Annotated in this window: 13 protein-coding genes; 8 read left to right on the top strand and 5 right to left on the bottom strand. The window is 62.7% G+C overall.

Going from position 1 to position 20,004, the window contains the following annotated elements:
* The first annotated feature begins 308 nt into the window (after positions 1 to 308).
* On the top strand, positions 309 to 770 hold the full coding sequence (locus tag NTD80_RS13745) for a hypothetical protein (RefSeq protein ID WP_162946119.1): 462 nt from the start codon (positions 309 to 311) through the stop codon (positions 768 to 770).
* A 389-nt stretch (positions 771 to 1,159) separates the two neighbouring features.
* Positions 1,160 to 1,618, top strand: coding sequence for an Hsp20 family protein (locus tag NTD80_RS13740; RefSeq protein ID WP_065904350.1), 459 nt, complete (start codon positions 1,160 to 1,162; stop codon positions 1,616 to 1,618).
* Between the two features lie 81 nt (positions 1,619 to 1,699).
* Here NTD80_RS13740 and NTD80_RS13735 read toward each other — a convergent pair whose 3' ends face one another.
* The gene (locus NTD80_RS13735) at positions 1,700 to 2,359 is read right to left on the bottom strand and encodes a 4-carboxy-4-hydroxy-2-oxoadipate aldolase/oxaloacetate decarboxylase (RefSeq protein WP_262134051.1); all 660 of its coding nucleotides are present in this window, start codon (positions 2,357 to 2,359) and stop codon (positions 1,700 to 1,702) included.
* Positions 2,360 to 2,373: 14 nt separating this feature from the next.
* The gene (locus tag NTD80_RS13730) at positions 2,374 to 3,243 is read right to left on the bottom strand and encodes an NAD(P)-dependent oxidoreductase (protein ID WP_201145582.1); all 870 of its coding nucleotides are present in this window, start codon (positions 3,241 to 3,243) and stop codon (positions 2,374 to 2,376) included.
* A 172-nt stretch (positions 3,244 to 3,415) separates the two neighbouring features.
* Between NTD80_RS13730 and NTD80_RS13725 the strand changes: the two genes are divergently transcribed.
* The 6 genes from NTD80_RS13725 (at position 3,416) to NTD80_RS13700 (ending at position 14,565) form a co-directional block, all read left to right on the top strand.
* On the top strand, positions 3,416 to 4,069 hold the full coding sequence (locus NTD80_RS13725) for a GntR family transcriptional regulator (RefSeq protein ID WP_262134032.1): 654 nt from the start codon (positions 3,416 to 3,418) through the stop codon (positions 4,067 to 4,069).
* Between the two features lie 186 nt (positions 4,070 to 4,255).
* Positions 4,256 to 5,581, top strand: a complete 1,326-nt coding sequence (locus NTD80_RS13720) for an MFS transporter (RefSeq protein ID WP_120449262.1) — start codon at positions 4,256 to 4,258, stop codon at positions 5,579 to 5,581.
* Between the two features lie 99 nt (positions 5,582 to 5,680).
* On the top strand, positions 5,681 to 6,745 hold the full coding sequence (locus NTD80_RS13715) for a hypothetical protein (protein WP_262134031.1): 1,065 nt from the start codon (positions 5,681 to 5,683) through the stop codon (positions 6,743 to 6,745).
* Between the two features lie 53 nt (positions 6,746 to 6,798).
* Entirely contained in the window at positions 6,799 to 9,828 is a 3,030-nt protein-coding gene (locus NTD80_RS13710) for a porin (RefSeq protein WP_262134030.1), read from the top strand.
* Positions 9,829 to 9,838: 10 nt separating this feature from the next.
* Entirely contained in the window at positions 9,839 to 12,736 is a 2,898-nt protein-coding gene (locus NTD80_RS13705) for a filamentous hemagglutinin N-terminal domain-containing protein (protein WP_262134029.1), read from the top strand.
* On the top strand, positions 12,733 to 14,565 hold the full coding sequence (locus NTD80_RS13700; RefSeq protein WP_262134028.1) for a peptide transporter: 1,833 nt from the start codon (positions 12,733 to 12,735) through the stop codon (positions 14,563 to 14,565). The genes NTD80_RS13705 and NTD80_RS13700 overlap by 4 nt, the downstream gene beginning before the upstream one ends.
* A gap of 1,357 nt (positions 14,566 to 15,922) precedes the next feature.
* Here the strand turns inward: NTD80_RS13700 and NTD80_RS13695 are convergent.
* The 3 genes from NTD80_RS13695 to NTD80_RS13685 all read right to left on the bottom strand — a co-directional run bounded on the left by NTD80_RS13695 (position 15,923) and on the right by NTD80_RS13685 (position 19,878).
* Positions 15,923 to 18,334 carry a TonB-dependent siderophore receptor gene (locus NTD80_RS13695; protein ID WP_201145572.1) on the bottom strand — a complete coding sequence of 804 codons (2,412 nt, stop codon included), beginning with the start codon at positions 18,332 to 18,334 and terminating at the stop codon, positions 15,923 to 15,925.
* A 75-nt stretch (positions 18,335 to 18,409) separates the two neighbouring features.
* On the bottom strand, positions 18,410 to 19,360 hold the full coding sequence (locus NTD80_RS13690) for a FecR family protein (protein WP_262134027.1): 951 nt from the start codon (positions 19,358 to 19,360) through the stop codon (positions 18,410 to 18,412).
* Complete coding sequence (locus tag NTD80_RS13685; protein ID WP_120449255.1) at positions 19,357 to 19,878, bottom strand: sigma-70 family RNA polymerase sigma factor; 522 nt, start codon at positions 19,876 to 19,878, stop codon at positions 19,357 to 19,359. Before NTD80_RS13685 ends, NTD80_RS13690 begins: the two co-directional genes overlap by 4 nt.
* Between the last annotated feature and the right edge of the window lie 126 nt (positions 19,879 to 20,004).

Below are 20,004 nucleotides of genomic sequence, written 5' to 3'. Positions count from 1 at the left end.
CAACGTTCGCGCCTCTCCAGCAAGAGTAATTGAGATCAGCAAAGGGGTAATGATGTGTGGGGCTTTCATTGGCTGCATCAGCAGGCAGCGCATGCTGGTGTGCTCATTTAGGAAAGGGACACGGTGTCAAACCGCACAGGTATGCGCACCAGACAAACGGGTATGGAAAGACTCGGGTTTATTGATTTTTATTCATTTTGAGAGGCGCGCTGACTTAGTTAGAAGACAAACCTCACGCTAAAGGCAATGTGGTCGATATCGAGACGTTCGTAAACCTAACGTGTTGATTTGGAAGGGAGACCAAGCTCTTGAGTGAATCATTTAGATATTTCCATATTGGTGCAACTGTCCTCGGCGGTATAGGCGCAGCTGTTATGTTGATCGCCATACGTGACCCAAAGACTCCCAAATGGATGGATGTGGCGGCGTCAATTCTTCTGCTTCTGTGGGCGGCGCTTTTTTTGGGGATGGTTCAGAGTATTTTGGGGCTCTTGCCGGACTCTTCTATAGAGGACAAGGATCTCAGAGACCAGTATCAGGTCGCGCTGTATTTGATCCCGTTTTTTAGCGCTGGGCTCGCGACCAATCTGTTGTCAAACGTCATTCTTAGCCAGCGGGATTACAACGGTACGATGTCATTTTTCGAGGCCGCACAAAAGACGCTTTGGGCGATCTGGATGTGCTTTCTTGTCAGCACATTGGTTGGGCTAGTCCTGTATGTCTTCTACAAGAAGGTCAGGAGTAAGGAAGGGTTCTCGACCCTAAGCTAGCGAATCCCTTCGAGAAATCTTCCCGCGCAGGACCTTCGCACTATTATGAGTTTGCGAAGGTCTTACTGTGCTGACCCACTGAGAGACCTCGTCGACTCGAAAGGTCGATATTCGTGCTGTCAGAATATTTAACGATTTGGGCCGCGATTCGTGGAGCTGAGACAGGAGATACATCCACTTATTTGGCCTCACTTTTGTAAGGCAAGTAGATTCACCACCACCCTCGCCAGGTGGTCGAAATCAAGGCGCTGAACCCTCCATCGAGAAGCCGCTGAAAAAATTTCAGGGCGCCGCTTGAAATTTTCCCCCCTGAACCTATTTAGGTTTTACGCGATGCCGAAGACGGGTCGCGGCTCAAATCACTTGGAGAAAACTCAGGAGATTTTGCAATGGCTACTACGCTTTCGTTGGCCCCACTGTTCCGCCACTCCGTTGGCTTTGATCGTTTCAACGACCTTTTTGAATCGGCGCTTCGCAGCGAGGCCGGTACGACCTACCCACCGCATAACGTGGAAAAGCACGGTGATGATCACTATCGCATTGTCATCGCGGCTGCCGGCCTGGTGGAGGACGACCTGGACATTCAGGTGGAAAAAGGTGTGTTGACCGTCGCCGGCGGCAAGCGCGAACACAATGAGGGCATCACTTACCTGCACCAGGGTATTGCCCAGCGGGCATTCCGTTTGTCGTTCCGCCTGGTCGACCACATCGAAGTGCAGGGCGCGCAGCTCGCCAATGGCCTGCTGAGCATCGACCTGCTCAGGGTGGTGCCGGAGGAAGCCAAGCCGAAACGCATCGCGATTGGCGGTGCTGCCAAGGCCGATGTGAAATCCATCGGCGAGCAGTAAGGTGAAATGAATGAAGGCGCTCCTTGGAGCGCCTTTATTCTGCCTGGCGATTGACCGTCATTAGCGGCGAATCGGCCGACCTCAACGCATGCCGAATTTTTCCAGCGTCGGCGCCAGCCCCAGCAGATCCACGGTGCTTTTGCCGGCTTCCAGCCCCGCACGAATGCCCTCTTCCTTGTCCTCGCGATTGCGGCTCAGGCGAATCACTTCCTCGACCCGTGACTGCTCCACCACCACCAGGCCGTCGCGGTCGCCGACAATAATGTCGCCTGGGTTGATGTGCACGCCGCCGATCACGATAGGTACGTTGACCTTGCCCGGTTGGCACTTGTTGGTGCCCTTGATACTCAGGCCGCGCGAGAAGGTCGGAAAGCCCATCTCGATGATGGCGTTGGCGTCACGCACGGCGCCGTTCATCACCAGGCCGACGATCCCGAGTTTCTGCGAGGCCAGGGTCAACAGGTCGCCCCAGGGCCCGGCTTCCATGAACCCCTTCGCGTCCACCACCAGCACGTCGCCGGGCTTGGCCTTGGTCAGGGCGTAGTGGATGGCCAGGTTGTCGTCGGGGCGGCAATCCACCGTCAGGGCCGGGCCGGCCAGGCGCAGGCTCGGGTCGACCGGGCGCAGTCCGCTGTCCAGCGCGCCTGTCTGGCCCTGGGCTTCGTGGATGGTGGCGGTGCCCAATTGCTTGAGGGTGTCGAGTTGGTCTTGGGTGATAGGCATGATGCTTTCCGTTTTTATTGAAGGTCGGTTTTTCAGGCGGCAGGGGTGTGGCGGCCCAGCCAGTCGAGTGCCTGGTCGAGGCTGGGTTTTTCTTCGCTGATCGGCTCAACCGCCAGGCCCTGGCTGCTGTGGCTGAAGCGCTGGCGCACGCCACCGAGCACGCTGCTGGCGATGCCCAGCGAGGCAAGCTGGCGCTCGGCGTCTTCGACTTCGTGCAGGCGCCGCGTGGCATGCACCACGTGGGTCGACACGAGCATTTCGAGGAAGGCGGGCAGGGGCGCCTGGTCGATATCGGCCAGCACTTCGTACAGCGCCCCACGCAATTGCTGGCGCTCGGCGGCCAGCAGCACTTCCACGGCCAGCGCCTCCATGCCTTTGGTGAACACGCTGCGCAGGATCTTCAGGGTGATCGCATCCCCCGGCTGGCTGGCCGGCAGGGCGCGTGCGCGGGCACCGGCCGCGTTCAACAATTCGACCAGCGCATCGGCCTTGGCGCCGGCACACAGCAGCGGGGTCTGTTCGCGCAGGTAGGCAATGGCGCCCATGATCGCCACGTCGACGTAATCGATCTGTTGCTGCGCGGCTTCCTCTGCAGCGATCCGTTTGCGTTCGGGTGCGGCGGTGGTGAGGTCGGCGAACAGGGCGCCGGGCTTGAGGTGCGCCAGGCATTCGCGGGTGACCTCCAGCGACTGGGTGCCCACCACGCAGGACAGGACGCAGTCCGAGTCAGCCAGCCACGCGCCGATGGATGAGTGGATCGGCACGCCGATGTTATCCGCCAGTGTCTGCGCTGCCGGGGCAATGCGTTGCTCACACAGCAGCAATTGCGCCGTGGTGGTATTGGCCAGGGCCTGGGCATAGCAACGGCCCACTTCGCCGAGCCCTACGATTGTTATTTTCATGTCGCCTCCGGATTCAGGTGGCAATACAATTAAAATACAATTTGGCCGATTGCAAACGATTTTTGTACAAAGTGCCAGAAGGGTGCCCAGCCGCAGGTGACGAAATCGACTGCTTGCATGGCAGGGGCGTCCACGGTAGAACCGCTGAAATTCAAATGATCAGAAGGGAAAAATGGCCAACGATCTCATCTACGAGACCTTGCGCAACCGCATCATTGCCGGCCAGTACGAGCCCGGCACGCAGCTCAAGGAAGAACCGCTGGGCAAGGAGTTCGGCCTCAGCCGCACGCCGGTGCGCGCGTCGCTGAAGAAGCTGGTGGACGACGGGCTGGCCGTGATCGAGGCCAATCGTGGTGTGTTCGTGGCCGGCTGGACCCAATGGGATCTGGAAGAGATGTTCAGCTTTCGCGAGCTGCTCGAGCCCCATGCGGCAATGCTCGCGGCGCAGCGCGCGACGCCAGAGGACGTGGCCGAGTTGCAGCGGATCAACGAGCAGATGGCGGCTGCCATCGCCGGCAAAGGCGCGGATGTGACCCTGCGTGTGCAGGAAGCCAATCGGGCGTTTCATGGCCAGGTGCTGGAGATCGCCCGCTCGCAACGGCTCAAGTCGATGCTCGCCACCCTGATCGACATGCCGGTGATCACCCGCTCGTTTTTCCTCTACCGTCCGGCGGACCTGGAGCGCAGCCTGCAGCAGCACCTGGACATCACCTACGCCATCGAGCAGAACGACGGCGAGCTGGCCCGGCACGCCATGCAGACCCATATTCGCATGGCCTACCTGCGCTTTATGGCACGCCGCAGCGAGTCGCCCGTTCGTCGATAAAAAAATACAAAACTAAAACAATATGCGTTAGAGTCGGCGCCACGAGACCGGGCAATGACTCCTGCCTGAGATTCACAAGGACCCGAAGAAACACCTGACGTGAGGCTTTCAACACGCCTCAGCGGGAGCCTGCACCCCGGATTCGGCACACACGGCACATTCCAATAATAAAATCAGGTATCCCGTATGAGTATTCAGGACTCCACCACTGAAAAACCGTCGCGTTTTCGCTGGATCGTCGCTGGGCTGTTTTTCCTCGTGTACACCGTGGCGTCGGCCGACCGCGCCAACCTCGGCGTGGCCTTGCCGTTTATCCGCGAGGAATACCCCATGACCAACGCCGAGGCCGGGGCGCTGCTGAGTGTGTTTCTGCTGGCCTACGCCCTGGCGCAGATTCCCTCGGGCTTTGCCTCCAGCCGCTTCGGGGTGCGCAGGATTTTCTCGTTTTCGATGATTGCCACGTCGGTGTTCACTGCGCTGATGGGCACGGTCAATTCGGTGCTGGCGCTGAAGATCTATCGCTTTGCCCTCGGCGTTGCCGAAGGCCCGCTGCCGATTGGCATCGCCTCGACGATCAACCAGTGGTTCCCGGCGAAAGAGAAGGGCACGGCCACCGGTATCTTCCTTGCAGCGGTCAAGTTCGGCCCGGTGATCGTGCCGCCGTTGTGCGTGGCGATCGTGGCGATGTGGGGCTGGCGCGAAATTTTCTACATCTTCGCCGTACCGGGGATTTTGCTGTCCATCGCCTGGTATTTCCTGGTGGCCAACCAGCCCGCGCAAAGCCGTTTCGTGAACGCCGGCGAGCTGGCGTATATCACCGATGAAAGCAACAACGTCATCACCCAGAAAACCGCAGGCGCCCAACGCCACTTCAAGCGCCTGGATACGTTTATCCGGGTCCGGCCGGTGGCGCCGATCGCCACCAGTCGTGGCCTGTTTCGCTCCTGGAACGTGGTCGGTTGCGCGCTGAGCTACAGCTTCCAGGTGGGCATCACTATGGTGCTGTTGTCGTGGATTCCCACCTACCTGATGACGGTCAAGCAGTTCTCGATCATGCACATGGGCTTTGTCTCGGCCGCGCCGTGGGTGGGCGCCATTTGCGGCAACCTGCTCGGCGGGATCCTGTCCGACCGCGTGCTGGGCAAGCGGCGTAAGCCGGGGATGATGCTTTCGGCGCTGGCCACGGTCGGCACCATGTATGCCCTGATCAATTCACCGAACGACCCCACGCTGTATGCCGCGCTGTTGTTCCTCACCGGTACGCTGATCAGCATCGGCTACTCCTCCTACATGGTTTACCCGATGGGCCTGGCGACCAAGAAGACCTTCCCGATTGCCAGTTCCATCGTCAACATGGGCGGGCAGTTGGGCGGCGCGGCAGCACCGTTCCTGGTGGGTTTACTGCTCGACAGCTATGGCTGGTCCCAGGTGTTCCTGTTCATGGCCATCGGTTCGTTCGCCAGCTTCCTCGTGCTGCTGACCATCGCCGAGCCGGTGCCGGTGAGCGAGTGATTGTCATATTTTTAAAGTATCCAAACCCCGTTATTTAGATATTTTTCATAGGTGGACGGCACTGATAGGCTCGTAAAAAAACAAGAGAAGTGCCCGGTCATGTTCATACGCCTGTCCACCTCCATGAAACCCTTTACCACCCTGCTGGGCACCCTGGCCCTGATGGGCACGCTGACCAGCTGCGCCAAGGTCGATGTGCACACCGAAAGCGTCGACAAGCCCGAGGCCGATGCGCGCCAGGTGCTGCGCCTGGGCCATGACGGCAATGCCTACCCGTTCCTGGTCTACGCCAACGCCGACCTGTACAACCCGCCCAGTTCCATCGAACGCGCCGTGGTGATCCTGCATGGCGTGCAGCGTGACGGCGACGAGTACTTCAAGACCGGCCGCAAGCTGCTCGGCAATGCGCGCCTGCAGAACACCAGCACGCTGCTGCTGGCGCCGAATTTCCTCACACCGACCGACTCGGGCATCAGCGATGACATGCCGCTGTGGCCACGCGACAAGTGGATGCACGGCATCGAATCGCAGTACGGCCACAAGGGCATCCCGGCATTCCAGGTGCTGGACGATCTGGTCGCCTATTTGTCCGATCGCCAGCGTTATCCTGCGCTCAAGGAAATCGTAATGGTCAGCCACTCGGCGGGCGCACAGTTGATGCAGCGCTACGCGGTGATGAATGACCTCGACGGCGGCCTCAAGGCCCATGGCCTGAGCATTCGCTACGTGGTCGCCAGCCCGTCGAGCTACGTGTATTTCGAAGACAGTCGCCTGCAGGACGGCGCGTTCAAGCCGGTCGTGACCATCATGTGCCCCAGCTACAGCCGCTACCGCTATGGCCTCGACGGCGCGCCGGCGTACCTGCTCAAGCAGCACCTGACCAGCCGCCAGGTGTTTGCCCGCTATGCCGCGCGCGACATCACCTATCTGGTCGGCGCCCAGGACAACAACCCCACCAGCCGTGTGCTGGACAGTTCCTGCGGGGCCAGCTACCAGGGCGCGACACGGCTGGATCGCCAGTTGAACTACGTGAGCTACGAGCAGTTCCTGGCCAGCCAATGGCAGATTCCCTTGCGCCACCCCCAGCACACGATCCCGGGGATCGGCCACAACGCGGCACGCCTGCTGGGTGACAAAGCCGTCGCGCGGATGCTGTTTCCCTGAGTTCAACGCTGCTGCCTGACGCCGCGTCTCGATAAAAACAATAAGAGCATTGTATGAGCCAACCTCTCCCGTATACCCGGGCGCCCCGCGCCTGGGGGCCTGGCGCGTTGTCGCTGCTGGCCGCTGCCCTGATCGCCGCCCATGCCCAGGCCGATACGCTGCCATCGTCCGGCACCCTGTTCGATAACAGCCGCTCGGTGCTGCGTCCCACGGATAACGCGCAGCCGGCAGCGCCCGGCAGTGTGCACATCGAAAGCCAGCGCGATGAGCCGGCGCCTGCAGCCAGCGCCTCGACCTTGCAGCTGCAGGTCAAGCGCTTCGTGGTGAACGGCAATCGTGAACTCAGCGATGCCCAGTTGCAGGCCGTGCTGCAACCCTATGTGGGCAAGACCCTCGGCCTCGACGGCCTGCGCGAAGCCGCGGCGCAAGTCACCGCGCTGTATCGGGCGCGGGGTTACCTGGTGGCGCGGGCGTATCTGCCGGCCCAGGACATCCAGGACGGCCAGGTCATCGTGGGCGTTTCCGAAGGGGTGATCGGCCAGGTCAGCGCCTTGCCGGACGCGAATGTGCGCCTGCGCCCCGGTGTGCAGCAGCAGTTCGTCAACGCATTGCCGACCGGCACGATCATCCGCGAGCAGGACCTGGAGCGCGTGCTGCTGCGCCTGTCCGACATCACCGGAGTGTCGGTGCACGCCATCCTGCGCCCCTCGCAACAGCCGGGCGCGGCCGACATCGTGCTCAAGCTCAGCGAAATGACCGCCTGGACCGCCCGCGCCGCCATCGACAACTACGGCAACTACTACACCGGCACAAACCGCCTCACGTCGAGCGTCAGCCTCAACGATGCACTGGGGATTGGCGACAGTTTTACCGTCACCTCGCAGAACTCCTTCGAAGGCCTGGACATCAAGGGCGTCGGCTACCAGCAGCCGCTCGGTGCCACTGGGATTTCGGTGGGCGCCAACTACGCCGAGCTGGAATACAGCATCGGCAAGAACCTCAAGGGCCTGGACGCGGACGGCACCGCCGAGGTGTCCTCGGTGTTTATCAACAGCGCGCTGCTGCGCTCGCGCGACAGCAACATCAGCTTCAACCTGGCCGAGGATCACCGGCGTTTCGAAGACTCGGCCGGCGGTTTTACCGTGAACAAATCCGCGGTGTTTCGCAGCGCCACGCTGTACGGCAACTGGCGCGATGACTGGCAGGGCAACAATGCCTGGAGCCTGGCGTATGGCATTGGCGACCTGGATAAAAACACCCCTGCCGACGCCGCGCTGGATGCGCTCACCGCCAATGCTGCCGGACGCTACAAGAAGGCCAATGCGAATTTCAGCCGCCTGCAGTACCTGGGCAACGGCTACTCGCTGTTCGGTTCGTTGACCGGCCAGTGGGCCGACAAGAACCTCGATTCTTCGGAAAAACTCAGCCTCGGTGGCCCCAACGGCGTGCGCGCGTATCCGGTCGGAGAAGTGGCTGGCGACGAAGGGTTGCTGGGCCGCCTGGAGCTGCGCAAGTACCTGGGGCGTGTGTCCGGGGCGATTGCCGAGGGCACGCTGTTTGCCGATGCGGGCAAGGTCACGGTCAACAAGAACCCGTGGGACAACAGCGAAAATACCCTCACGCGCTACGGCTATGGCGTGGGCCTGAACCTCTATCACCGCGACCTGGTGATGAACGCCAGCCTGGCGTTTTCGCCGGGTGAAGACCCCACCAGCGACGACCGCGCGGCCAAGCGCCTGTGGTTCTCGATCTCCGGTTCGCCGCAGGCGTTCGCCGGCTTGGCCAGCGACATCGGCTCCAAGGGCGAAGACTTCGAGGTGGCCGAGACCGACACGGTGTTCTACGGCAGCATCGGCATCGTCCCCGAATACGTCGACCGGCGTGGCGCGACCTCGGCCGGTCCGAACGACCAAAGCCGCCTGGCCACGCCCAACGGGCGCAACATGGCCAGCTTCTGGCGCGCCCGCGACAACGTGTCGGCCATCGGTGTGCACGGTGGCTATGGCCTGAGTGAAGACTGGAAGCTGCTGTGGCAACTCGAATACGGCATCTCGATGAACTACACCGAGAGCAACGATGATTCGGTGGTGAAATCCGCGTCGCCCAGCACCAAGTTGCGCAACACCGGCGCGGCCTTCAATAACGGCGACTACGGCACCTTGCTCTACGGCGTGTGGGACATGCCGATGAAAGAAGCCACCACCAGCCTCGACCCGTTCAACGGCAAGACCAGCGCCGCGTACTTCAACATCATCGGCTCGCCGGGCTTCAGCGCCGGCTTGTCCACCAACGTCAACGGCCCGCAAAGCTACAACGATACCTCGGTGAATGGCGACGCCGCGTTCAACCGGCGCCAGGCCGGCGTGGTGCAGTACTGGACGCCGGAGTGGAACGGCCTGCAGCTCAAGCTGGCCTACTCGAACAACGGCATGAGCGCCGCCAGCGACGTCGACAAGGGCTACATCTACGGCAGCAGCCTGGTCTGGAACTATCGGGGCTTTACCGCCGTGGTGGCGGCCGAACGGCACATCAACTACTTCGGCATCACCAACCTGAGCCGTAACGCGCGGGGCGTGGGCAGCAGCACGCATGTCACCGACGGTACCTCCTCGGATGACTTCAGCTTCCGCTACGGCCTGGCCTATACCTTCGGCAACACCACGGTGTCGGCGATTGCCGATGACCTGTCGTACTCCGAGGACGGCGTGATCAATAACAGCACCACCACAAGCGACCTCTCCGAGTACCGCCGTCGTGCCTACTTGCTCGGCGTGTCGCACAAGATTGGCGCGTGGCGCCTGAAGGCCAGCTACGGCAAGGCGCTGGCCGGCAAGTGCGAAATGATCCGCGCCACCGCCGTCGACTGCGACACCCATGGCATGGGCGCCACCCAGTACGCCATCGGCGCCAACTACAAGCTGACCAAGAACATCGATGTGTTCAGCCAGTACGTGCTGCTGAAAAACAACTCCCTGGCCAACTACAACTTCGCCTTGACCGGGGTCTACGCGGCCAGCGGTTACTCGCCGGGCGTGGGCACCACCATCAGCGCCATCGGCACTGGCATCAACTATTCGTTCTGAGGAGCAGGCCATGAGCAAACAACACCGTCACACCGCACTGCCTGTACTCAAGCCCCTGAGTTTTGCCGTGCTCTGCGCCTTGTACGGCCTGGTGCCGATGCCTGCGCTGGCCCTGGACAACAATGCCTTGCCCACCAACGGCCAGGTGGTCGCGGGCAGCGGCACCATCACCAGCAACGGCAATGTCCTCACGGTGAACCAGGGCAGCGACCGCCTGATCGCCACGTGGGACACGTTCAATATCGGCAAGAACGCCCAGGTCAATTTCCTCCAGCCTGGCGCGTCGTCAGTGGCGCTCAACCGGGTGACCGGCAGCGACGGCTCGCAGATCCTCGGCCACCTGAATGCCAACGGCCAGGTGTTCTTGATCAACCCCCAGGGCGTGCTGTTTGGCGCCGGCTCCATGGTGGATGTCGGTGGGCTGGTCGCCAGTTCGCTGAATATTTCCAACAGCGATTTCATGGCCGGCAAGCACGTGTTTGCCGGCCAGGGCGGTGGCGCGGTGGTCAACCAGGGCACTATCCACGCGCGGGACGGCGGCAGTGTGGCGCTGCTCGGCAGCCAGGTGCGCAACGAAGGCACGGTGGTTGCGCGGCTGGGCTCGGTGGTGCTCGGCGGCGGTGAAAAAATCACCCTGGATTTCACCGGCGACGGCTTGATCAATGTCGAGGTCAACGACCCGGCCATCGGCGCCAGCGTGATCAATCGCGGGCTGCTCAGCGCCAACGGCGGTGCGGTGACCATGACCGCCCGCGACTCCCAGGCCATGCTCAGCAATGTGGTGAACAACCAGGGCGTGATCGAGGCGCGCAGCCTGCAACAGCGCAACGGCAGGATCATTCTCGATGGCGGCGACAGTGGCGTGGTGGTCAACGGCGGCGTGCTCGATGTCTCGGGCAAGCAGGTGGGTGAGCGCGGCGGCAACGTGACCATGACCGGGCAGTATGTCGGCCTGTTCGACAGCGGCCGCATCGATGCTGACGGCGACCTCGGCGGCGGCACGGTGTTGATGGGCGGCGATTACCAGGGCAGCGGCAACCTGCACCAGGCCGACAGCACCTTCATGGGCAGTGACGCGCGCATCAGTGCGAATGCCTTGAGCAGCGGCGACGGTGGCAAAGTCATCCTGTGGTCCAAGGACAACACTCAATTTTACGGCGACATCAGCGTGCGCGGCGCCGGCAGCCAGGGCCGTGGCGGGCTGGTGGAAACCTCCGGGCACGCGCTGGACATCGCCGGCATCGTCGACCTGAGTGCGGTGTCGGGGCAGGGCGGTACGTGGCTGATCGACCCGTTCAACATCAACATCACCAGCGGCGCCAGCAGCGGCACGTCGACCAGCTCTCCGTTCACGCCGAATGCCGGCGCCAGTTCCAACCTGAGTTCGGCGACGCTCAATGCGTCGTTGTCCGAGGGCGCGAATATCCTGGTGACCACCTCATCGGGCGCCGGCACCTCGGGGGACATCAACGTGCTGTCCAACGTCAAGGGCGTGGGCAACGCGACGCTGACCCTGCAGGCCCATCGCAATATCGTGATGACCAACACCAGCATCAGCAATGGCACCGGCAAGACCCTGAATGTGTCGCTGGTGTCCAACTTCAACAACAGCGGCAACGGCTCGGTGGCCCTGAGCAACGCGAGCATCAGCACCAACGGCGGCAACCTCACTATCAGTGGCGCGGTCGACCCGGCGACGTCCTGGGCCAGTACCAACGTCAGCAATGGCGTGGGTATTTCCTTGACCAACGGCACGCGCATCAGCACCAGCGGCGGCGACATCACCTTGCGCGGCGCCACCTCGTCGAGCCTGGCCGCAGGCTCCACGGCGACCGCGATCAATATCAGCCGCAGCACCCTGGATGCGGGTGGCGGCAATATCAGTATCACTGCGCTGCAGGCCAGCACCACCGGCACCGGCGATGCCTTCGTGCTCACCGGCGGCAGCACACTCCAGACCTCGGGTGTCGGCAACATCAACATCGACAGCAGCAACCTCGGCAGCGGCAATGGCACGCGCATCTTCAGCACCAGCAACACCATCGCCACCACCGGCAGCGGCAACCTCACCCTGCGTGGCAGCGCCGTGTCGGGCAGCGGCGTGCTGGTGTGCTCGACGGCGGCAACGTCGACGCAAACCCTGAGCGTCGGCAGTGGCACCCTGACGGTGCAGGGCGCGGCGGATTCGGGCCGAGGTGTGTTCCTCGCGGCTTCGACCACCGGCGTGGTGACGCTGAACGCGGGCGCGGGTGGCGATATCTTCATCGAGGGCCGCAGTGCCGGTGACTCCGGCACGGTGGTCAACTCCACCGGCACCGGCTCGGTGATCAACCTGACCACCCAGGACGGCGACCTGACCTTGAGCGGCACCTCGGGACCGGCCTCCAGCGCACCGGGCCTGAGCATTCGCAGTGGCGCCTCGGGTGTGGGCAATGGGGTCAATGTGCTTTCCAGCAGCGGCGATATTCGCCTGCAAGGCACCGCACAAGGGGCGGGGCCGGGGCTGTCGTTCAACGCCACCAACGCGCGCGGCTTCAACAACGTGATGACCGGCGGCAGCGGCAACCTCACCGTCACCGCGCGCAGTGCCAGTGGCGCCGCCTTGAGCTTCGACAACGGCACCAACACCCTGCAAGTGGTGGACGGCACCCTGCGCCTGGACCTCGATACGCCGTCAGGCAACTACCTCAACCAAGGCAACGGCACCGCGTCGATCACCGCCACCGGCAACGGCGCGGTGCTGACCAGTCGCGGCGGCTTGATCCACAACAACCTGCTGGAGACCCGTACCGAACCGACGCGCCAATACCATCAGAGCCAGATGGTCGGCGGCGCCTGGAGCCAGCCGCTCACCGCTCGCAGCCGGGACGCCGATGAGGTGCAGATCGACGTGGAGCGACCGCTATGACCGAGTCGCTGTTCTCCCTGGAGGGCTTCGAATACCTGTGCTACACCCGGGACCATGAAGGCGGCGCGCGTGAACTGGTGCGTTTGCTGCAACTGATCGACCGCAACTACGGCAAATTGTCCGAGCAGTTTTCCCTCAGCGTGTCGCCGGCAATCAGTCCTGGCGAGCTGGAAAGTCACGTGCTGACGCGCATTACCTGCGCGATCACCGCACTGTTTTCCGACCCCGGTTTCAGCCTGAGCCCGGGGGGCTTTGGCCAGTTGATCAACCTGCAACGCTGGCTCTCCTCGCTGTTTGCCGCGAGTGCTTTTATCAACGCGGATCACATCCTGCGCGCGCTGAACCTGCTGGGGCCTGACGGTGGCGACTACCGGCTGGCCGAGCAGGACCTGGTGAAGTTCTGCCTGTTGTATTCGCCGGAATCCCAGTTGCCGCTGGACGTGGACCTGCTGTGGGCGCAGAACCCGACGCTGGCGGCGGCGCTGTGCATGGCGCTGCTGTCGCCGCGCTTTCTCGGCACCCCGGCCGCGCACTCCAAGCGCGAGGCCTTGCTGGCCTGGCTGCCGGGGCGCCTGGAGCAACTGGACAGCCTGGACACGCTGCCGCTCAACGTACTGCACGACGTGTACATGCACTGCAGCTACGCCGACTTGCCCGAGCGCCATCGCATCAAGGCCTCGATCAATACGCTGATCGAACGCAAGCTCGCCAGCGTGGGCATCACCAGCGTGCCCCCGGCCGCCGCGCCGGTGCGTGACAAACCGCTGATGCTGGTGCTGCTCGAATGGTTCTCCGGCGGGCATTCGATCTACCGCACGCACTCGCTGACGTTGCAGGCGGCGCGGCGGGATTTCCACGTGGTGGCGCTGGGGTATGCGGCGAACGTGGATGAACTCGGACGGGCAGTGTTCGATGAGTTTATCGAGCTGTCGGAGCCGGATGACCTGTTTGCCTGCCTGCAGCAGATCTCGGCCATCGCCCGTGCACGTCGGCCCGAGGTGTTCTACATGCCCAGTGTCGGCATGTTCCAGATCACCCTGTTCGCCAGCAACCTGCGCTTCGCGCCGCTGCAGGTGGCCGCCCTCGGGCACCCGGCGACCACGGCGTCGCGGCATATCGACCTGATCAGCGTCGAAGCGGATTTTGTCGGCGATCCCGCGTGCTTTACCGAACGCCTGCTGCAACTGCCGGCGAACGGGCAACCGTATCGGCCCTCGGCGATCCCGGTGCAGTTGCCACGGCTGGCGCGCGAGGATGCGCCTTGGGTCAACGTCGCCATCGCCGCCACCACCATGAAACTCAACCCGACCTTCCTGCGCGCGTGCGAAGCGATTGCCGTGCGCACGTTGCACACCTGCGGCAAGCGCGTGCGTTTTCACTTTCTGGTAGGGCAGGCGCAAGGGCTGCTGTTCCCGCAACTGGTGCGGCTGATCGAGCGGTATGTCGGCGATGCCACGGTGTACCCGCATCAGCCCTATGCCGATTACATGGCCACGTTGAACCGCTGCGACCTGTTCCTCAGCCCGTTTCCGTTCGGTAACACCAACGGCATCATCGACGCGCTGACCGTCGGCCTGCCGGGCGTCTGCAAGACCGGCCCGCAAGTGTTCGAGCATATCGACGAGGGGCTGTTTCGCCGAGTCGGCCTGGCGCCGTGGTGCATTGCACAGACCCATGAAGAGTACATAGCGGCCGCTGTGCGCCTGGCGGGCGACTTTGCCGAGCGCAGCGCACTGTATCGGCACCTGGACACCAGCGCGCCGCTGGAGATTCTGTTCAAGGGCGAGCCTCATGCGTTGAGTGAGGCACTGTTGGCAGAGCTGGGTTGAATCGCGGGATGAGGCCGAGCTTATTGTGGCAAGCGGGCTTTTTTGTGGCCCATAAAACCTGAGAACCCGATTTACCTGAAAGACCGCAGCGGTCTTATTGGGGCTGCTGCGCAGCCCAACGCGGGGCAAGCCCGCTCGCCACAAAAAATTGCTGCTGCCATAAACAAGCACGCAGGCCGTGGGAGATTTTGTTTGAGGGCGAGCCTCATGGGTTGAGTGAGGCGTGGTTGGCAGAACTGGGTTGAATCGCGGGATGAGGCCGAGCTTATTGTGATGAGCACACTTCCTTTGTGGTGAGCGGGCTTGCCCCGCGTTGGGGGGCGAAGCCCCCCTAAAACCTGAGTACCGGATCTACCTGAGAGACCGCAGCGGTCTTACTGGGGCTGCTGCGCAGCCCAACGCGGGGCAAGCCCGCTCGCCACAAAAAATTGCTGCTGCCATAAACAAGCACACAGGCCGTGGGAGATTTTGTTCGAGGGCGAGCCCTATGGGGTGAGTGAGGCGTTGTTGGCAGAGCTGGGCTGAATCGCGGCATGAGACCGAGCCTATTGTGGCAAGCGGGCTTTTTGTGGTGAGCGGGCTTGCCCCGCGTTGGGGGGCTTGCCCCCCTAAAACCTGAGTACCGGATCTACCTGAAAGACCGCAGCGGTCTTATTGGGGCCGCTGCGCAGCCCAACGCGGGGCAAGCCCGCTCGCCACAAAAAATTGCTGCTGCCATAAACAAGCACACAGGCCGTGGGAGATTTTGTTTGAGGGCGAGCCTCATGGGTTAAGTGAGGCGTGGTTGGCAGAACTGGGCTGAATCGCGGGATGAGGCCGAGCTTATTGTGATGAGCACACTTCCTTTGTGGTGAGCGGGCTTGCCCCGCGTTGGGGGGCGAAGCCCCCCTAAAACCTGAGTACCGGATTTACCTGAAAGACCGCAGCGGTCTTATTGGGGCCGCTGCGCAGCCCAACGCGGGGCAAGCCCGCTCGCCACAAAAAATTGCTGCTGCCATAAACAAGCACACAGGCTGTGGGAGATTTTGTTCGAGGGCGAGCCTCATGGGTTGAGTGAGGCGTGGTTGACAGAGCTGGGCTGAATCGCGGGATGAGGCCGAGCCTATTGTGATGAGCACACTTCCTTTGTGGTGAGCGGGCTTGCCCCGCGTTGGGGGGCGAAGCCCCCCTAAAACCTGAGTACCGGATTTACCTGAGAGACCGCAGTGGTCTTATTGGGGCTGCTGCGCAGCCCAACGCGGGGCAAGCCCGCTCGCCACAAAACAAACCTGCTCGCCACAAAACAAACCTGCTCGCTACAAAGCAGGCCTGCTCACCACAACCAGTCCGCCTCCCCATTTTGCTCGGCGGCGCGCTGTTACCAGCGATACGTCAGCGAGCTGACCAGTTGGCGCTCGTCGCCGTACCGGCAAATTGCGAACTCGCAGTAGGTGTAGCGTTTGTTGGTGACGTTGTTGGCGTTGAGTGCGACTTCCCAGTGCGGGTCGATTTCGTAGCTGGCGCGGGCGTCGTACAGGGTGTAGGCGGGCATGGAGGAAGGCACGCCGGAGGCCTGGGTGGTGCCTTTGTAGCGGGCGCCGCCGCCGATGCGCAGTTGCGGGATACCCAGCGCCGCCAGGCGATAGTCGGCCCACAGGGCCGCCTGGTGGTAGGGCGTGTCTTCGCTGCGTTGGCCGATTTCGCGGGCGATATCGCTTTTGGTGATGCGCGCGTCGATGTAGGCGTAGGAGGCAATCAGGCTGAGGTCGGGAGTGACCTCGGTCTTGGCTTCCAGTTCGAAACCACGCGAGCGCACTTCGCCGACTTGTACCGAAAAGTTGATATCGGTGCGGTCCTGGCTCAGGACGTTTTTCTGCTCCAGCTGGTACACCGCCGCACTCAGCAGGGTCGCGCTGCCTTCGGGTTGGTAGCGGATACCGATTTCATACTGCTTGCCTTCGGTGGGCACAAAGCTTTCGCCGGCCTTGTTGGTGCCGGCTACCGGGAAGAAGGATTCGCTGTAGCTGATGTAGGGCGCCAGGCCATTGTCGGCCTTGTACACCAGCCCCGCGCGCCAGGTGGTGGCTTCATCGCTCTGGCTGCTCTTGGCCGAATTGCGGAACAGTTCGGTATCCTGGTCAGCCCAGTCATGACGGCCGCCGAGCAGCAGGATCCAGCGTTCATCGAACTTGATCTGGTCCTGGAAGTAGATGCCCTTTTGCAACGTGTCGATCTGCGAACCACGGTCGGTGGCCGGGTTGCGATTCACCACCACCGGCTGCCCATACTGGTAGGTGGCCAGGTTCAACGGCTGGGCGGCGCCGCGGAAATTGTGCGAGTCGTAGCTGGTGTCGTAGCCATCAAAGCCCAGCAGGAAGGTGTGCTGCCAGTCTCCGAACTGCCACTTGCTCTCGATATTAGTGTCGCTGGCCAGGCCCCGCGAGCGTTCACGGCGGTCGCTGTATTGGCGCTGCAGAATGCCGGTGTTTTGCGCGTTGGTGATGTTCTGGCCGCCGATGTTGACCTGCAGGTAGCGCCACGTCACATCCGACTGGTAGTAGCGCAGCTTGTTGCTGATGCGTGTGTGCTCATCGAAGCGGTGTTCGAACTCATAGCCCAGCGCCGACATCTCGCCGTTCATTTCGTCGTAGTCGGGCTCGCCGATAAAGTCGTGGCGGCCGATCTGGAATTTGCCGCTGCCGACGCCCTTGGTCAGTTGATAGGGCAGCGGCGCGGAGAAGCCGGTCTCGGTCTTCTGGTAGAACGACAGCAGGGTCAGCGAGGTGTCGTCATCCGGCCGCCAGGTCAGGGCGGGGGCGACGTAGACCTTGTCGTTGTTGATGTGGTCGGCGGCGGTGTCACTCTTGCGGTCGAGCAGGGTCAGGCGGTAACTCAGGGTGTCGCTGTCGCCCAGCGGGCCGGTGAAGTCGGCGGACAGTTGCTTGCGGTTGTTCTGCCCGGCTTGCAGGTTGACCTCGTGGTAGGGCGTCTGGCTGGGACGCTTGCTCACGGTATTGATCAGGCCGCCCGGCGACAGTTGCCCATACAACACCGACGCCGCGCCGCGAATCACCTCGGCGCGTTCCAGGCCATAGGGCTCCTGCACGCCGTCGTAGGAGTTGTTCTGCAGGCGCAGCCCGTCGCGCAGGGAACCGCCGGTGGCAGATTCGACGTCGAAGCCGCGAATGCGGAAGCGGTCCGAGGTGCGGTTGAAACTGGTCGGCTGGCTGGTGAAACCCGGCGTCAGGTCGAGAGTTTGCGAGAGAGTTTCCGATTGGCGGTCACGGATCTCGTCGCTGGTGACCACTGACAGCGATTGCGGGGTTTCGATGATCGGCGTGTCGGTCTTAGTGGCACTGAGGTTGCGCGTGGCCACGTAACCCTTGACGTGTTCGGTGCTGCTTTCTTCGGTCAGGCCCGTGATCGCAGTGGGGCCCAGTTCCAGCGAACCGCTGGTGTTGATCGGCACCAGCACATAGCCGTTTGCTCCCTGCACGGCCTGCAAACCGCTGCCGCGCAGCAGTTGGGCGAACCCCTGGGCAATTGCGAAGTCACCGTGCAGGCCGGCAGTCGTCAGGCCGGCGACGGTCTGGCTGTCGAACAGCAGCGCCACATGCGCCTGTTGCGCGAACAGGTTGAGCGCCGGGCCGAGGGGGCCGGCAGCGATCGCATACCGCGCCGCCTCTTGTGCCGCCACCGGGCTGCAGAGGCCCAGGCTCAGCGCAGCAAGGCTGGCCAGGTTGATTGCCAGGGCGAGGGGCAACGGAGAACGCTTGAAGTGGCGCGGCATGGAAGAAATTCCTGTTATTGAGGTGCTTTCTTCCTTGACGGGGCAACCCTGAAAAGCGGAACCCGGCACGCGAAACTATTTTTCGTAGCGTTCGATCTGCAGCCACAACGGGCTGAACGCGCGGATGCGCACCGGCAGGCCATCGGCAATCAATTGCAGCGCACGGCGCGGGTTATCCAGCGGCAATACGGCAGATACGCGCAGGTCGGCCAACTGCTGGCGATCAAACTGCACATGGCCGCCGTATTGGCGCGCCAGTTCGTCGAGCACCTCCGGCAGGGGCCGGTCCTGCACCACCAATTGATGGTGTTTCCAGGCATCGTCGGTGGCGCGCGGGTCGATCTTGCCCAGCACCTTCACGGCATCCGGGGTAATGCGCGCCTGTTGGCCGGCGCTGACGTGCACGGCCTGGTGCTGGGCGGCGTCGGTGGCCGCGACGGTCGATTCAAGCATGCTCAGCAAGGTGCCCGGCGCCTCGCGCTTGACCGTAAAACGTGTGCCGAGGGCGCGCATCTGGCCGTCGTCGGTCACCACCGTAAAGGGGCGCGTCGCATCGTGGGCGACTTGCACCAGGATTTCGCCGCGCAGCAAGCGCACCTGGCGCTGCTGGCCGTTGAAGGTCAGGTCCACGGCGCTGTTGCCGCTCAAGGTCAGTTGCGAGCCATCTTCCAGGGCGACCTTCTGCCATTGCGTCGGCGCCGTGCGCTGGTCGGCCAGCCAGTAGCTCGGCGGGTACGCGCGCAACGCCAGGGCCATCGGCAATGCCACCAGCAACCCCAGCAGCACGCGCCCGGCCGGGTTGCGCCGGCGCACGCGGGCGGCTTCCAGCGCGGCTTGCACCGGGGCCTGTTGCGGGCGCAACGCCTGCAAGCGCCCGACAAACCCCTGCAGGCGCTCGAAAGCCGCCGCGTGGCGTGGATCGGCCGCTTGCCAACGTTCGAACTGCTGCTGCTCGCGCTCGCTGAGGTTGCCCTCATTGAGACGGATCACCCAGTTCGCGGCCTGCTGGTCGAGGTCGGTGCTCATATGTCCAGCGCGTGGTTGCAGTGCATCAGCGCATTCATCAGGTGCTTGCGCACCATGCGTTCGGAAATCCCCAGGCGGCTGGCGATCTCGCTTTGGCGCAGGCCTTCGAGGAAGTACAGCAGGAACGCCTGCCGCGCATTCAGCGCCAGGCCGTCGAGCACAAAGGCGATCTGTTCCAGCGCTTCCAGGGTGACGAGGATCTCTTCCGGCGACTGCTGGCACTGCTCCATCATCTCGATGGTCAGGGCCAGCTCGCGCAGGTAGGCGTCTTCCAGCTGGCGCCGGCGTGCGCGGTCGATGATCAGGTGGCGCGCGGTGGTGGTCAGAAACGCACGCGGTTCGCGCATTGCGCCGAGGGCATCGCGGGACGCGAGGATGCGCAGAAACGTATCGTGAGAAAGATCCGCAGCGTTTTGCGGGCAACCGAGCTTTTTGCGCAGCCAGCCGAACAGCCAGCCATGGTGCTCGGCGTAGAGCGCATGGACCGCCTGATTCAAGGGAAGGTTGCTGGCCGACATGGAAAGATACGTCTGCGGATAAGAATTATTCGCAAGATTAGCGGTGTGCCATCAGCGAAAGCAAGCGTGGCCGGTGCCGAACGCTGTATTTATCTTGGCACTGCTGATAAACAGGGCATGTCATCC

It is taken from the genome of Pseudomonas sp. 13B_2.1_Bac1 (genome assembly GCF_025466155.1).
GTDB classification, from domain to species: Bacteria; Pseudomonadota; Gammaproteobacteria; order Pseudomonadales; family Pseudomonadaceae; genus Aquipseudomonas; species Aquipseudomonas aylmerensis.
Note: the sequence above shows the minus strand (reverse complement) of the source record. Positions and strands in the feature narration are given on the sequence as shown.

Coding starts and splice junctions, on each gene's coding strand:
- NTD80_RS13720 (WP_120449262.1), top strand. CDS start 4,256: ATGAGTATTCAGGACTCCACCACTGAAAAACCGTCGCGTTTTCGCTGG.
- NTD80_RS13725 (WP_262134032.1), top strand. CDS start 3,416: ATGGCCAACGATCTCATCTACGAGACCTTGCGCAACCGCATCATTGCC.
- NTD80_RS13705 (WP_262134029.1), top strand. CDS start 9,839: ATGAGCAAACAACACCGTCACACCGCACTGCCTGTACTCAAGCCCCTG.
- NTD80_RS13695 (WP_201145572.1), bottom strand. CDS start 18,334: ATGCCGCGCCACTTCAAGCGTTCTCCGTTGCCCCTCGCCCTGGCAATC.
- NTD80_RS13700 (WP_262134028.1), top strand. CDS start 12,733: ATGACCGAGTCGCTGTTCTCCCTGGAGGGCTTCGAATACCTGTGCTAC.
- NTD80_RS13740 (WP_065904350.1), top strand. CDS start 1,160: ATGGCTACTACGCTTTCGTTGGCCCCACTGTTCCGCCACTCCGTTGGC.
- NTD80_RS13685 (WP_120449255.1), bottom strand. CDS start 19,878: ATGTCGGCCAGCAACCTTCCCTTGAATCAGGCGGTCCATGCGCTCTAC.
- NTD80_RS13710 (WP_262134030.1), top strand. CDS start 6,799: ATGAGCCAACCTCTCCCGTATACCCGGGCGCCCCGCGCCTGGGGGCCT.
- NTD80_RS13690 (WP_262134027.1), bottom strand. CDS start 19,360: ATGAGCACCGACCTCGACCAGCAGGCCGCGAACTGGGTGATCCGTCTC.
- NTD80_RS13715 (WP_262134031.1), top strand. CDS start 5,681: ATGTTCATACGCCTGTCCACCTCCATGAAACCCTTTACCACCCTGCTG.
- NTD80_RS13730 (WP_201145582.1), bottom strand. CDS start 3,243: ATGAAAATAACAATCGTAGGGCTCGGCGAAGTGGGCCGTTGCTATGCC.